The 13,647-nt window shown below is 31.5% G+C and carries 12 protein-coding genes; 5 read left to right on the top strand and 7 right to left on the bottom strand.

Annotated elements, in window-relative coordinates:
- Positions 1-142: 142 nt before the first annotated feature.
- The 4 genes from ACNQGG_RS16195 to ACNQGG_RS16180 all read right to left on the bottom strand — a co-directional run bounded on the left by ACNQGG_RS16195 (position 143) and on the right by ACNQGG_RS16180 (position 5,877).
- Entirely contained in the window at positions 143-631 is a 489-nt protein-coding gene (locus ACNQGG_RS16195; protein WP_417965709.1) for a cupin domain-containing protein, read from the bottom strand.
- 1,054 nt (positions 632-1,685) lie between these two features.
- Positions 1,686-4,220: a TonB-dependent receptor plug domain-containing protein gene (locus ACNQGG_RS16190; protein WP_417965707.1), complete on the bottom strand. Its 2,535-nt coding sequence runs from the start codon at positions 4,218-4,220 to the stop codon at positions 1,686-1,688.
- Positions 4,207-5,121 carry a FecR family protein gene (locus ACNQGG_RS16185; RefSeq protein ID WP_417965705.1) on the bottom strand — a complete coding sequence of 305 codons (915 nt, stop codon included), beginning with the start codon at positions 5,119-5,121 and terminating at the stop codon, positions 4,207-4,209. The genes ACNQGG_RS16190 and ACNQGG_RS16185 overlap by 14 nt, the downstream gene beginning before the upstream one ends.
- Positions 5,122-5,361: 240 nt before the next feature.
- On the bottom strand, positions 5,362-5,877 hold the full coding sequence (locus ACNQGG_RS16180; protein ID WP_417965703.1) for an RNA polymerase sigma factor: 516 nt from the start codon (positions 5,875-5,877) through the stop codon (positions 5,362-5,364).
- 257 nt (positions 5,878-6,134) lie between these two features.
- Here ACNQGG_RS16180 and ACNQGG_RS16175 point away from each other — a divergent pair, with 257 nt between their 5' ends.
- The 3 genes from ACNQGG_RS16175 (at position 6,135) to ACNQGG_RS16165 (ending at position 8,642) form a co-directional block, all read left to right on the top strand.
- Positions 6,135-7,178 (top strand): hypothetical protein, encoded by a 1,044-nt coding sequence (locus ACNQGG_RS16175; RefSeq protein ID WP_417965702.1) that lies wholly within the window; start codon positions 6,135-6,137, stop codon positions 7,176-7,178.
- Between the two features lie 90 nt (positions 7,179-7,268).
- Positions 7,269-8,039, top strand: a complete 771-nt coding sequence (locus ACNQGG_RS16170; protein WP_417965700.1) for a zinc metalloprotease — start codon at positions 7,269-7,271, stop codon at positions 8,037-8,039.
- A 21-nt stretch (positions 8,040-8,060) separates the two neighbouring features.
- On the top strand, positions 8,061-8,642 hold the full coding sequence (locus ACNQGG_RS16165; RefSeq protein WP_417965698.1) for a porin family protein: 582 nt from the start codon (positions 8,061-8,063) through the stop codon (positions 8,640-8,642).
- Between the two features lie 92 nt (positions 8,643-8,734).
- Here the strand turns inward: ACNQGG_RS16165 and ACNQGG_RS16160 are convergent, their stop codons facing one another.
- From ACNQGG_RS16160 to ACNQGG_RS16150, 3 genes are all read right to left on the bottom strand, one after another.
- Entirely contained in the window at positions 8,735-9,631 is an 897-nt protein-coding gene (locus tag ACNQGG_RS16160; RefSeq protein ID WP_417965696.1) for a hypothetical protein, read from the bottom strand.
- A gap of 10 nt (positions 9,632-9,641) precedes the next feature.
- Positions 9,642-10,061, bottom strand: coding sequence for a DM13 domain-containing protein (locus ACNQGG_RS16155; protein WP_417965694.1), 420 nt, complete (start codon positions 10,059-10,061; stop codon positions 9,642-9,644).
- Positions 10,062-10,222: 161 nt separating this feature from the next.
- Complete coding sequence (locus ACNQGG_RS16150; RefSeq protein ID WP_417965692.1) at positions 10,223-10,816, bottom strand: hypothetical protein; 594 nt, start codon at positions 10,814-10,816, stop codon at positions 10,223-10,225.
- A gap of 211 nt (positions 10,817-11,027) precedes the next feature.
- Here ACNQGG_RS16150 and ACNQGG_RS16145 point away from each other — a divergent pair, with 211 nt between their 5' ends.
- Together ACNQGG_RS16145 and ACNQGG_RS16140 are read left to right on the top strand one after the other, a co-directional pair.
- Positions 11,028-12,515, top strand: coding sequence for an aminotransferase class V-fold PLP-dependent enzyme (locus ACNQGG_RS16145; RefSeq protein WP_417965690.1), 1,488 nt, complete (start codon positions 11,028-11,030; stop codon positions 12,513-12,515).
- 230 nt (positions 12,516-12,745) lie between these two features.
- The gene (locus ACNQGG_RS16140; protein ID WP_417965689.1) at positions 12,746-13,609 is read left to right on the top strand and encodes a helix-turn-helix domain-containing protein; all 864 of its coding nucleotides are present in this window, start codon (positions 12,746-12,748) and stop codon (positions 13,607-13,609) included.
- Positions 13,610-13,647 lie beyond the last annotated feature (38 nt).

The raw sequence follows: 13,647 nt of genomic DNA, 5'->3' as shown, positions 1-13,647 counted from the left end.
TCAAAGCATAATTAACATGAGAACCTATAAAGCAAAAAACAGTAGCAAAAACATTTTTGCTACTGTTTAATATTTAATTTTATCTAATAATCTGTATCGTTTTTTCAGGACGGGACAATAAATAATTTTTTAGAGTTTGAATTTATTTTTTATTTCTCGGGTCATCGGCAGTATTAACATAAGTGATTCCCCAAGGTCCCATACCATGTAATTGAATGACGCATTCCTCTTTTGTGAAGAAATAGTGGCGAGAGCCCGTTTTCATAACTGCAAATCCTCCTTTGACCATTTTCATTGCGGCATTTTCATCATATTTATCCCCCATTCCCATAAAGCAAGTCCCTTGAAGAACAGTAATGTGTTCATCTGCAGGATGCCAATGCGGCATTATTTTATAATTGGCGGGAATTTTAGCACGCATTGTAAATAATCCGGCTACGCTTGGGTTGCCTTCTAGAACTGCAGCTTGAGATCCGGGAGGTAAACCTGAAGGAGCTCCTCCCCACTTAATTTCATCGGGCATAATCATAATATGAGCGCCAGACATTTTCATATCTTGTGACTGAACTTTCACAACGATGCAGAAAATACCCAGTACTATAAAGATTGCTGTTTTTTGTATTGCTTTCATTTTAAGATTTTTTTAATAAAGTTCGATTTGTGAACTAAAATACAAATGGTACCTTATGAACATTTGTATTTTATAAATTCGAAAAATTAGAGATGAACTATCTTATTGAGACGGTTTATCTCCTTAGTAATTAGCTTTCTGACTGTTGCTTAATGAACATGATTGGCGGAATATTTATAATGCAATGGAGATACAACTGGTTGGGTTGGAGTAATACCATTTTTAGTAAGAATAGGCGCTAATGTTTGTCCAAATTCATTAAACGCATCAGCATTTTCCTAAACATCTATCACTTTTAAACCTTTTCTGGCCTGAGTGCTCACATGATATTCCAAACCTTTCGGATTTTCATGACTTGCTGCACGTTAATCCTGCCATACTTGGTCATATTGTTTTGATGTCATTTCAGGAAATTAGTACTGAACCATTATTTTTTTTATACTTTCCATTTTGTTATTTTTTTATTCTTCTACTCGTATGGCTTTTCGATTACGCCCCGTTTTTTTAGTGGCTGCTGGTCTCCACTTTTATAGCTAATAATTATCAATTGCTTAGTTCTTAGTTTTAAACTTTTCCATGATAATAGTGCTTAAGTGTCTTATTGTTTTATTCTCTTTAAAGAATTAAAAGAAAAGAATTTTACAAAAGAAAATTTCGATTGCATCTACTCTTGAATACATTAAAATTTAATGTTTTTAGAAGATAGAATCTAAACAAAAATACGATTATATGATACTCAATGTGCTGATTATTAATTAAATGTGTGTATTTTTAAGATTTAGTTACTTTAGATAAAAAAAGCATTATTAAAACATTGTTAAGTAAAGTGTTTCTATAGCACTAAGTGGAAAATTAATAAGCAAACTTATTTTTAATTCAAAAAATAAGTTTTAATTTATCTCAAGATTAAGCCAGTAATAACTTAGTTGGAACTGTTTTATAATTGAATAAAGTATACTGCAAACATATAAAAACAAAAAGGGTATGATTTAATCGGGCAGATAATTAAAGGTTGAAATGGAAGCAAACTAAATAATTCACGTTAAAATAAATATTAAAAATTTACTCTAAAACTTATATTTGGTGTTAAACTAAGCGATTTATTATCTACTTGAACGGCATCATTCGAGTCATTTGGATTGACTTTGTAATACCGATTGATAACATTATCTTGATTGGTAGCATTAATTACACCGGCGGTAAACGAAGCTTTAATAGATTCCGACAGATTGAAATTATAATTTAAAGAAGCATCTAAACGCATGAAATTATCCAGGTTTTCACTGTTTGGCGAATCATAATTTACCATGGTATTATTTCCGTTTTGTATGGTTTCGTTACCTTCAACTGGTCTTGTATATGGCTGACCATTTCTCCAAATACCACCAACAGCTATTTTTAGATTTTTAAGAATATTGTAATAAAAACCAAGAGATACAGAATGCCTTATATCTACATTATTAGGAAAGGTTGAGGGCGTAAAAGTATCAAAGTCATAGTCATTTGTACTAAATGTGTAACTTACCCAAACGCTATATTGACGTGCTGTTTTATTGGCTAAAAATTCAAAACCTTTGGCAGTGTAACTTCCATTTGCATTATTAAACTGAAAGCTGTTGTAGAAACCCTGATTTGAAGCCGTGATGCCGTCAACTATCTTATAAAAACCTGTAGCTTCAATATTTAGTTTGTCTTTATTGAATTCAACACCAAAAGAACCTTGTTTGCTCGTTGCAATTGGAATGTCTTTATCGGTTACTAAAACCCAACGTCTTTTTTCGACACCTAAAAAATCATCTTCAAAATCCACGATTTGAGTAGTAGATTGATTTTTGAATTCCCCTTCTAATTTTAAAGCAAATTGATCAGATAATTTCTGTCTGATGTTTAATCTTGGCTCGACCAAAAGCTTTTCAAATTTTTGAAAATAATTCAAACGCACTCCAACTCTCAAATACGTATTATTTTTATTGTATTCCACTTCTGAAAATAAGGCATGATTCAATAAAACATCCTTTTTAGTACTAGAATAAAACGGAGCACTAACGGTGGTTTGGTTTAACATCCCCGTTTCATTGAATTGGTACCCAAACAAGAAATTTAAGTTGTTATTAGTTTTGTAATACGTATTGAGTTTAGCTCCAGTTTCGAGCACTTCATTGGCTTCAGTCAAGCGCTGATCCGTTTCCACTCTGTAATCCGTAGCGTCAATATTGTATCTGGAAAAGTAAGTGATGAAGTTTGAGCTTAATTTTGAATTCCATTGTGCTTTCCAATTTCCGCCGTAACCAATGTTTTTCTGGGATAAATTACTGGTTTTAGATAGGGTTTCGTTTGAATTTGTAAGACGTTCCGAATAATCCAAAGCGTTATTGATACCAATAATATTCACTCTAAATTGATGTTTTTCATTCACATCAAAAAGTAATTTAGCGGTATAATCATAAAAGTAAAAATCAGAAGAAGTATCATGCTGGTCACTATCGGCATTGATTTCAGTATCTTGAAAACTACGATCAAAGTATTTAGTGTACGTAGGCGATTTAAACAAATCAGTAATCGAACGGCGTCCAGATATATGAAGTTCTAATTTTTTAGTTATTGGAATTTCTAAAAAAGCATCGGCGCTAATGGAGTTAATTCCTGCGCCACCAGAAAAGGTATTGGTGACGAAATCTTTGGTGTACATATTAATCGTACTGGAAACACCATCGCTGTATTCAGCACTTGTTCCGTTTTTACTGACGATAACTTTGTTGGTCAGATTGGGGTTATAAGCGGATATTAGCCCGAAGAAATGGCCGGAATGATACATTTTGATATTGTCCCAAAGCACTAAATTTTGATCGTTAGTTCCGCCGCGCACATTGATGTTTGCAATGCTTTCATTGGTACTTTCTACACCGGGAAGCGCTTGAATGGATTGCAAAATGTCAGGTTCTATTAATCCGGGAAGAATGCCGAATTTTTTAGTGTTTAAAACGGTGCTTCCATCCAGATATTTTTGTAATCCGGGCGTTAAATAAACATTTATCAGGACCTGATTTAACTCCTCGTTCTTTGTGGAAAGAACAATTTCTTTGCAATTATTTTGTGCAGAAAACAATTCATTAGCAGAAAACTGTTTGGATTCAAAACCCAAATAAGAAATGGTTAACGTTGCATTTATTGGAATATTAGGTAACTTAAACGCACCATTTTGATCTGTAATTATATTCCTTCCAATGTCATTTACAACTACTGAAGCGCCAACTAAACGAGATTTACTTTCATCGGATAAAACAATGCCACAAACGGATATTGTTTTATTTAGCACCGAAACGGTAACATATCGATTGTCTAAAGCCTTGAAGTTTAAAAGTGTTTTCGAGTTCAGATCATCAATAGTTTCTTGTAGTGTGAAAGAAGCATTTGGTTTGTCAATTTTAATGGTGGCTACATCTTCAACTGCGTACGAAAACTTGATGTTGAATTGTTTTTCGAGGGAAATAATAACTTCAGTCAAAGGTGTTTTTTTAGCTGTATTTTGTCCATAACAAATACTGCCAAAGTAAAGTAGCAAATAAATCAGCCCTCTATTTAATACCATAGTTGTAAAATATAATGGTTTTGCCTTCGATTCTGTAGCTTAATTTAAGCGGAATTGTAACCGCCTGAAGCGCTATTTTTTTGTCGGTATGTGTAAAACTTCCGGTAAATAGTTTTGAAGTATCCACATCTTCCATTTTAATTGTTATGTCATACTGACGCTCCAATTCTGCAATAACCTGATCTAAAGGAACCTTATTAAAGCTTGATTCTTGTTGAATCCATGAAGGATTTTGGGCATTAAAATCTTCAACATTTTCGATAATCCCATTTATAACTCTAAATGTTTTTCCAGGAGGTAATTTAATAGTTTCATTGTTATACATTACACTCACCAAACCTTCGTAACAATTTACTTCAAAATAGTTTTTACGTTCTTTTACGTTAAATTGTGTCCCTAAAACGGTAACGACTCCCACAGGGGTGTTTACGCTAAAAGTTTGTCCTTTCTGCACTTTAAAAAAAGCTTCTCCTTCTAACGTTAAAGCTCTTTTATCAGCCCATTTTTTTTCGTTAAAACTCAATTTTGAAGCGGAGTTTAATATTACTTCAGAATTATCCGGTAACCTTACTGATTTTGTTTGCGCTATTTGGGTTTCAAAAGAGGTAATGTTATTAAAAAACAAGAAATAAGCAGAGGTTAACATAACGGCCAGAACTGCGGCTACTCTATAAAATGTTTTGAAGTTTAAAGTTCTTACTTTTATTTTCTTTTTAGAATGGTTTCGGACTTTAAAAGCTTCCAAAGCAGCGTGTGCATCTACTTTTGGAGTCTCCAATTGTGATGCATAATGAGCAATCTTTTCAAGTGTTTGTAAATCTTCGGATTGTTTTAAATCTTCAATTTCTTGGCTTGAAAGCTCTTTATTTAACCATTTTAATATCTCTTTTTCGTTTTTCATTTTATCTCTCTATATTTATAAGACAATTAACTTTTAAATTACCCTACAACTAAATGACTAATTATATATTATGACCGTTCGTAATTAATATCAAATTAATTATTTTAGCCACGAATTGCACAAATTGCCACAAATTCTTATTTCAATTTTTAAAAAAGTAGTGAGAATTTGTGTAATTCGTTGCTAATTTTTTTAAGCATTTGTGTCCTGTAAATTTAGTACGTTTTGTGGACAGTAATATTATATATTCTCTATTTGGGTTCTTAAAATTTGTAGTGCTCCAGACATTCTTTTTTCTACAGTTTTTTGAGAAATATCGAGTAACTCAGCTATTTCTCTGTACTTTTTTCCATCTATTCGATTTAATAAAAATACTTCCCGCTGTGCTTCACTTAATGATGCGATAGCTTTTGTAAGTTTAAGTTTGAATTCTTCTTCTTCGAATAGATATTCAGGACTTTGATTATTCATATCTAAGTTAGGCGCATCTTTGGCGTATCTAAATACCACTTTTTGATGCTTTATGTTATTTAGAAATAAATTATTAATGCTGGTAAACAAATACGTTTTGACTTTACTAAAGTCAATTTTGGAACAATTCTCCCAAATTTTGGTAAACGCATCTTGCACCAAATCTAATGCAGCTTCATCATCACCACATTTGTAATACGCAAAATTAGTTGCTGATTGTACGTGCTTTAGGTAAAAGTCTCTAAAGTGATTTTCGTCGCAAAGGGTACTTTTTTTGTCGCTCATTGAGTATTAATTCTTTTTTGTAGGTTGTAAATGTAAATTATTTTTTCAAAAAGCAGTTGTGATAATTATAATTGCTTTTTTATTTAAAATATTTTAAATTTTAATTTATTGATTTTTAATATTTTATGAATTTATTTTTAATATTTTATATTTTTTTTAAAATTCCCATAGGGTAAAAATAAGCGTAGTTGTCTTATTAATAGAAAGGCGTTAAAAACATCGCTTGTAAATATAAAAATACATTAAATTTGAAAATTATGAAAAAATTAAAAATTATTACAGGAATTGCATTGATGGCTATTTTAGGTTTTACATCATGCCAAAGTGAAATTGATGACGTACAAGGAGAAAATCCAAATACAAATTCAGCTAATTCAACTACAACAACTAACCTGAAACGTACTTCCATGTACGATGGTTCGTTTGATGATTTCTTGGATGGAGCATCATGTTCTTCAATTTTGTTGCCAGTTACCGCTAAAGTAAACGGAGTTCAGGTTACTATTTTAAGTCAATTAGACTATCAAAAAGTTATTTCTATTTTTGGACAGTTTAACAATGATCAAGATACCGTTGTGTTACAATTTCCTTTAAAGGTTAAATTAAGTAATTATACAGAGGCCACTGTTACTAATCAAACCGAGTATAATGCGATTCTTAATGCGTGTACATCAGCGGAAACTTCGGGTCAAGATGCTATTTCTTCTGTAAATATTAGTTTCCCAATTACAATTTTAACTTATAATTTAAGTTTACAACAAACAGGAAGTATTGTCATCACATCCGAACAACAATTATATACGTATATGTCTAATGTAAGTAGCACAGAATTATTTTCGGTAAAATATCCAATTTCAGTTACAATTGCTGATGGAACGAAAACAACTGTTTCAAGTGATGCTGAATTGCAATCAAGTATTAACGCCTCTCTAAAAACAGAAGCAACAATGGCAGCAGCAGTTGAAAATTCAAAAAAATTAGAAACGATTTTAGTTAATGGAAAGTTTAAAGTAGATTCATTTGTAAGCGCTGGAGTTAACTCAGCAACAAATTATAAAGATTTTACGGTAGATTTTGCAAATAATTTATCGGTAAGTGCTGTAAACCTGCTGAATACAACTGTAAATGGTACTTATGCGGTAAGCTCGGAATTAGATGTTTTGCTAAAACTAAATTTTACTGGTAACGCTACGTTTACTTTATTAAATAATAATTGGAAAGTAACAAGTTTTACTGCTTCAACAATATCATTACAAAGTACTACTAATACAGCTGTTACATTAGTGTTAAAACAAATATAGGCTACATTTAGTTGATGCTTTTATAAAGAACAGCTACTTATCGTCATGTAGCTGTTCTTTAAAAATAAACTTATAATACAAAAGAGAATAATGAAAAAAGTAATTGCAATGCTAACAATGGGTTTCGTCCTATTTGTGTCCTGTTCAAAAGATGATGCTCTTGAAACCAGTGAAACTATAAATCCTGTCACTAATAAACAAACTACCGGAAGTTCTTCTAATGATTTATTGTCGGATAAAAAGTTTAGCAGTATGGTTATAGAGATCGTTTACGTTCAGGGCTTTGAGCCATCAACAACTGCGATTACTAATTTAGTGTCTTTTCTTAATGCCAGAACTTATAAACCAAACGGAATAAGTATTGTAAAAAGAGCCATACCATCAACGGGAAAAGCAACTTTTACTGATAAGGATATTGTAGCAATTGAAGATGCGAATAGAACAAAATTCAATACATCAAATCAGATTGCGGTTTGGGTTTTTTTTACAGATGGAAAATCATCGACTGATACCAGTACTGCAGTTATCTTGGGTACAGCTTATAGAAATACCTCTTTAGTTATTTATGAACAAACAGTTCACGGATTGAGTGATAGTTCATTTGAACCGAACAGAAGCTTATTAGAAACAACAGTAATTACGCATGAACTAGGGCATATTTTGGGACTTACCAATTTAGGAACAGCGCTACAAAGTAACCATGAAGATACAGCCCATCCCAAACATTGTAATGTAGAAAGTTGCTTAATGTATTGGTCATCTGAAAGTGGAAAGGGAATTACTAATATGGTTTCTGGCGGTTCAGCACCACAACTAGACGCACAATGTATAGCAGATCTTCGTGCTAATGGAGGAAAATAATTTAATAAAAAATTAAAAACTATGAAAAAAAAGAATTTGACAATAGCATTATTTTTGGGAATAGTATTCTCAATAAATGCACAAATGAAAACAACTCATAAATCGAATGCTGGTATAAAAGGTGGATATACTTTAGCAGCTGTAAGTTTCGATGGAGATGGAGAAACAGAACAAAGACATAGCTTTCATGTAGGTATTTATGGAGAGGAATTTATCAGTGAAAGCTTTTCTATCCAACCTGAATTGTTGTATTCTCAACAAGGATATGTAATTACAAATAGCAACGGGACTTTTACCCAAAAACTAAATTATATTAATTTACCTTTAATGCTTAAAGCTTATCCTTCCCAAAACTTCTTTTTAGAAGCGGGTCCACAAATTGGATTAGCAGTTTCGCATAAAGAAGAATACGATGGCCTTTTTAGTGGTTCCCAAGAATATGACCCTAATAATTTTGATTGGGGAATGAACTTTGGAGGAGGATTTAAAACTGATTCAGGTATTAGTTTAGGAGTGCGTTATCATTTGGGTTTAGGAGATTTATACGATGAAGGCAAAGCTCAAAACAGAGTGTTGCAATTCTCATTAGGGTTTGATTTATAATCGTAAATAGTTATTAAAAGTAAGAATGCCTAAAAATTTTTTTTGGGCATTTTTTTTATGTATTTTTGAAAGTAAATTTTTTAAATTATCTTTTAAAAAGACACTTTGTAAATTATTCCTGCGGTGAATTCCCGAGTTAATCCGTCTGGACGAACATCTCGAACAACAAATGGTGTAGCTAAAGATAACTCGATGCTGTTTTTAGCGTTAATTGAATACACGCCAATTATATTTCCGTTTATAGTTAATCCATCAGAGTTTTTTATTGTTTCTCTTCTTCCAAAAGCATTTTCAAAATTATCTTCTCCTAAATGATAAATCAATAATACATTGGGTTTAAAAGTAAATTTTTTATTAGCGGTTTGAAACGTATATGTTGTTCGAAACAAAGCATCTGATTTTCTTTCGAATAAATTAGTGGAAGGAAAATCATCCGTATCCGAAAACTCCTTGAAATACGAATTTTTATTGTTATTGAAAACGGGAATTTGGACTGCCGTATTAAAATCCCATTTTTTGTAGTTAAGATTTAATCCTACAATCAAATCAAAAGTTCCCAAACTGGATTGATAGTCTAAAGGAAGCGAAAACTCATTTATTTTAAGATTTGAACTCGTAAAAGGTATTTTAAAACCCAAAAGTGAACTCCATTGTGTATTTGATTTTGGTTTCCAATTGTAATTTCCTATCAAATAGGCATCACCAAAAGCGCCTCGTTCTCCAAAGCTTCCACTTGCAACGGAATACGTGATTTTAGAACTTAACGACAATCGTTCGTTTATAGTCCTGATATAAGTGATATAAGGGGAAAAATAAGTGACATCAGCTTCGCCTGCACCAAAAATACTTCCTACTTCAATTCCGTTTTTTAATTCCTTACTTGTACTGTGAAAACCGTTTCCAATGGAACAAATTCCGGCATCGCTGCAGCCTTGTGCAAAGGAGTTAGAAAATATTCCAATAGCGATGATTAGTAATAGTTTTTTCATATATCAGGTTTTAATTTTGAGATAATTGTGCTACTGCAAAAAGATGACCGTATTGTTGGCAGTGAATCAGCACATACTTATAAGCTGAAACATTAACCTGACTTGGAATTGCATACACGGTGGAAGATGTTAAATTGCCCAGATTCACAAAATCTGTAGGTGTATCATTTTTAGACAGGTAAACTTTCAAATCAGGACCACTGGAAACACTAAAATCTTCCAATCGTACTTCATTTTGATTTTCATTCAAATAAATTTTAGCTGATCCGGTAACTTTAATTCCTGAGGTTGGCATGAAATTACCGGTAGCCACAGGAGAAGTGTTTTCTGGAATTGGAGTGCTTAACTCAGTATCACGGGTCAAATCACCTTCTACTTCACAAGAAAGCAAAAACAAGAAAATCGGTAGTATAAAAACAATTTTTTTCATGGTGAAAATGTTTTCTAATTCGTTATTCAAATATATAACGAATGAAAATAACAGTTTGTCAGCTACTTTACATTTTGTGTAAATTTACATGAAAGATGTTTTTTGAGTCTTTATTATTAAGTTTTATTGTTTTTTAGGGAAATACAAAAGGGACTGTTATTTTATAATTCGGACTCTGTTTTAGGAATTTGCTTCATTTTTTCTAAATAGAATTCGATGTTAATTTTTAATTTATTGATACGAGAATAGTCATTTCCATTAAAAATGATGTAAAGTACGGTAAGCGTAGAAATGATGTAAATAACCACACCTGATGTGGCGAAAAGATTGAAGGATATTAGAGTAATAATTATACAAAATAATAGTCCAAATATTTTTAATGAATTTTCAGGATTTGACTGGGCAGTATTAATTTCAATAATTTTAGGCAATTGGTTTAATAATGAATCAATGTCGGGCTCACAAATTTCATTTTTTTTCAAATCGGCAATCAAATCTTCTACAGTTTTTATTTTTTTATTTTTAGAATGGAGGTAAGGGAATATCTCATTGATAAAATTTTGATTTCTTAAATCTTGAATATTTCCAATCAACATTTTAACTTCATTGGGTAAATCTTTTCTGATAGCGATTTCCTTTTTCAAGGCACTAAAGGTTATTGTTGTCAAAGAATCAACATTTTTATAAATATATTGAGTTAATTCTTCTTCAGAGAAAGAATGTAATTTTTCTTCTAGAAGGATACTGTCATCCATGATAAAATGTGGTATTAATTTATAAAAGAGATAAATATTTTTATATTTTTTACAAAAGTATTTCCTTTGTTTCGCATTACTTTACGGGAAACCTCATTGGGGGTGATAATTATTGAAAATTAATAGAAAAATAAATACCTCTAAGAAATAACAAAATGGCAAATTCTCAATTTCATAAAATAATAATATCTTTGATTCAAATTAAATTGCAATGACTAGAATTGAAACACCAACACAATTAGAACTTTACTTCCAAAAATTTCGTCAAAATATTATAGGAATAAATCAAGAATTTCAATCTCCTTACGGGCAAAAAAAAATTATTTATACAGATTGGACTGCTAGTGGTCGTTTGTATCGTCCTATTGAGGAAAAGTTGATGAATGACTTTGGCCCTTTTGTAGCAAATACCCATACTGAAACTACGGTTTCGGGAACAGCAATGACTAAAGCGTATCATCAGGCACGCCATATTATCAAACATCATGTGAATGCAAGTACTGATGATGTTTTGATTACAGATGGTACAGGAATGACAGGTGTTGTCAATAAATTCCAACGAATCCTAGGTTTAAAAGTACCCGAAAACTTAAAAAATTTCATCACTATTCCAGCCGAAAAGAAACCAATTGTTTTTATTTCACACATGGAACACCATTCTAATCAAACGTCTTGGCTAGAAACTATTGCTGATGTTGAAGTTATTCCTTCTTCAGAAGATGGTTTGTTTAGTATAGAAAATCTTGAACTTTTATTAGAAAAATATAAAGAAAGACCTTTTAAAATAGCTTCCATTACCTCATGTTCAAATGTTACGGGAATTAGAACTCCATATCACGAAGTGGCAAGAATAATGCATCAAAACAACGGACTTTGTTTTGTCGATTTTGCTTGTTCAGGACCTTATGTAAAAATAGACATGCATCCCGAAGATTCCGAAAGTTATTTGGATGCAATTTTCTTTTCACCTCATAAATTTCTTGGAGGACCAGGAACATCTGGAGTTTTAGTTTTTAATAAAAAATTATATCAAAATTTAGTTCCCGATAATCCGGGAGGAGGTACGGTAAGCTGGACAAATCCTTGGGGAGAACACAAATATATCGACAATATAGAAGATAGGGAAGATGGAGGTACTCCAGGCTTTCTTCAGGTAATAAAAACCGCATTGGCGATTCAGTTGAAAGAGCAAATGGGAATTGAAAATATCTTGAAAAGAGAGCACGAAATAGTTGTAATTGTTTTCGAACGTCTTGGAAACATCCCAAATATTAAAATTCTTGCTGGACAGCATCATGATAGGTTAGGAGTGATTTCTTTCTTTGTGGAAGATTTACATTTTAACTTAGGCGTGAAATTATTGAATGATAAATTCGGAATTCAAACTCGTGGCGGTTGCAGTTGTGCTGGAACTTACGGTCACTTTTTATTACATGTAGACCAGGAAACATCCCATAAATTAATTGATGAAATTAGTCTTGGAGATTTAATCAGAAAACCGGGTTGGATTAGAATGTCTATTCATCCTACAACTACAAATGCCGAAATTGAATTTGTTTGTAACGGAATAAAATCATTGGCTCAAAACCATAAAACATGGGCTTTGGATTATGATTATAATTCGACGACAAATGAGTTTGTTAATAAGAACGCCCAACCTTTAGAAGATGAAATGGTGAAAAATTGGTTCTCTTTATAAGACAGGGTCTATGTATTATTATAGATTACATTAACAATAATATTATAAAACTAAATCCCTATCATTAAGTAATATAAAGTCTTTTTGTTCAGTACGTTACGTATTTAGCTTTGAATGATAAAATCCTGTTTTAAGTTTATAAAACGAGTAGGGGTATTAACTGACATAAAAAGATATAATTTTGTAATTGCAATTTTCTGTAGTCAATAAACTGAAATCGACACTAATTAATGATACTCTTTCGAAAACGATATGAATTATTTGGAAAAATCATTTTTGAGAAAGTGATTATTGAAGCTCCTTTTAAAATACCAAATCCAATGCCGGAGGAAGCCTGTTTTATCTATATGGTGGAGGGCCAAATTAAATATGAAATTGAAAATAAAAGTATTACTATACCTGTTAATGATGCTGTAATGTTAAAGTGTGGTAATTATTTTAGCCAAATTAGGAATAGCAAAACATCAAAAAATCATCAGATTGTTATTGTTCATTTTCATCCTGAAATCCTAAAAAAAATTTATGATACTGATTTACCAAAGATTTTTCAAGAACCTGTAAAAAGAGATTTAAGTTTGAATTTAGGAAAAATCAATAATGATTTTCTAATTCAAAAATACATTGAAGGTATGTTGTTTTACTTTGATAATCCAACGCTTGTAAATGAGGATATTCTGGTCATAAAGTTAAAAGAGATCGTTTTGTTATTGTGTCAGACCAAAAATGCTCCTGTGATTCAGCAAATTTTATCCCAACTTTTTTCTCCCACAAGTTATTCTTTTAAACAAGTTATTGAGAACAATTTATATTCCCATTTTACCACCGATGAATTTGCTCAAATGACAAATCTTAGTCTTTCCTCTTTTAAAAGAGAATTCAAAAAAAATTATAATGATAGTCCCGCTAATTATATTCGAAATAAAAAGTTAGAAAAAGCAGCAGAATTATTATTGATTTCTGAAGAGAGAATTACGGATATTGCTTTTGATTGCGGTTTTAATGATCTGGCTAATTTTTCCACTCTATTTCATGATAAATTTAATTGTGCTCCTTCAGCTTATAGATTGAACCAAATAGGCAAATTGTTGAACTAATTACAAAACTTTTTTGGACTTATTAAAGCCAACTTTGT

Origin of the sequence: Flavobacterium esculini, assembly GCF_048284325.1 — a bacterium.
In the GTDB taxonomy this organism is placed as follows: domain Bacteria; phylum Bacteroidota; class Bacteroidia; order Flavobacteriales; family Flavobacteriaceae; genus Flavobacterium.
Note: the sequence above shows the minus strand (reverse complement) of the source record. Positions and strands in the feature narration are given on the sequence as shown.

Coding starts and splice junctions, on each gene's coding strand:
- ACNQGG_RS16190 (WP_417965707.1), bottom strand. CDS start 4,220: ATGGTATTAAATAGAGGGCTGATTTATTTGCTACTTTACTTTGGCAGT.
- ACNQGG_RS16140 (WP_417965689.1), top strand. CDS start 12,746: ATGATACTCTTTCGAAAACGATATGAATTATTTGGAAAAATCATTTTT.
- ACNQGG_RS16180 (WP_417965703.1), bottom strand. CDS start 5,877: ATGAGCGACAAAAAAAGTACCCTTTGCGACGAAAATCACTTTAGAGAC.
- ACNQGG_RS16165 (WP_417965698.1), top strand. CDS start 8,061: ATGAAAAAAAAGAATTTGACAATAGCATTATTTTTGGGAATAGTATTC.
- ACNQGG_RS16175 (WP_417965702.1), top strand. CDS start 6,135: ATGAAAAAATTAAAAATTATTACAGGAATTGCATTGATGGCTATTTTA.
- ACNQGG_RS16155 (WP_417965694.1), bottom strand. CDS start 10,061: ATGAAAAAAATTGTTTTTATACTACCGATTTTCTTGTTTTTGCTTTCT.
- ACNQGG_RS16150 (WP_417965692.1), bottom strand. CDS start 10,816: ATGGATGACAGTATCCTTCTAGAAGAAAAATTACATTCTTTCTCTGAA.
- ACNQGG_RS16195 (WP_417965709.1), bottom strand. CDS start 631: ATGAAAGCAATACAAAAAACAGCAATCTTTATAGTACTGGGTATTTTC.
- ACNQGG_RS16185 (WP_417965705.1), bottom strand. CDS start 5,121: ATGAAAAACGAAAAAGAGATATTAAAATGGTTAAATAAAGAGCTTTCA.
- ACNQGG_RS16145 (WP_417965690.1), top strand. CDS start 11,028: ATGACTAGAATTGAAACACCAACACAATTAGAACTTTACTTCCAAAAA.
- ACNQGG_RS16170 (WP_417965700.1), top strand. CDS start 7,269: ATGAAAAAAGTAATTGCAATGCTAACAATGGGTTTCGTCCTATTTGTG.
- ACNQGG_RS16160 (WP_417965696.1), bottom strand. CDS start 9,631: ATGAAAAAACTATTACTAATCATCGCTATTGGAATATTTTCTAACTCC.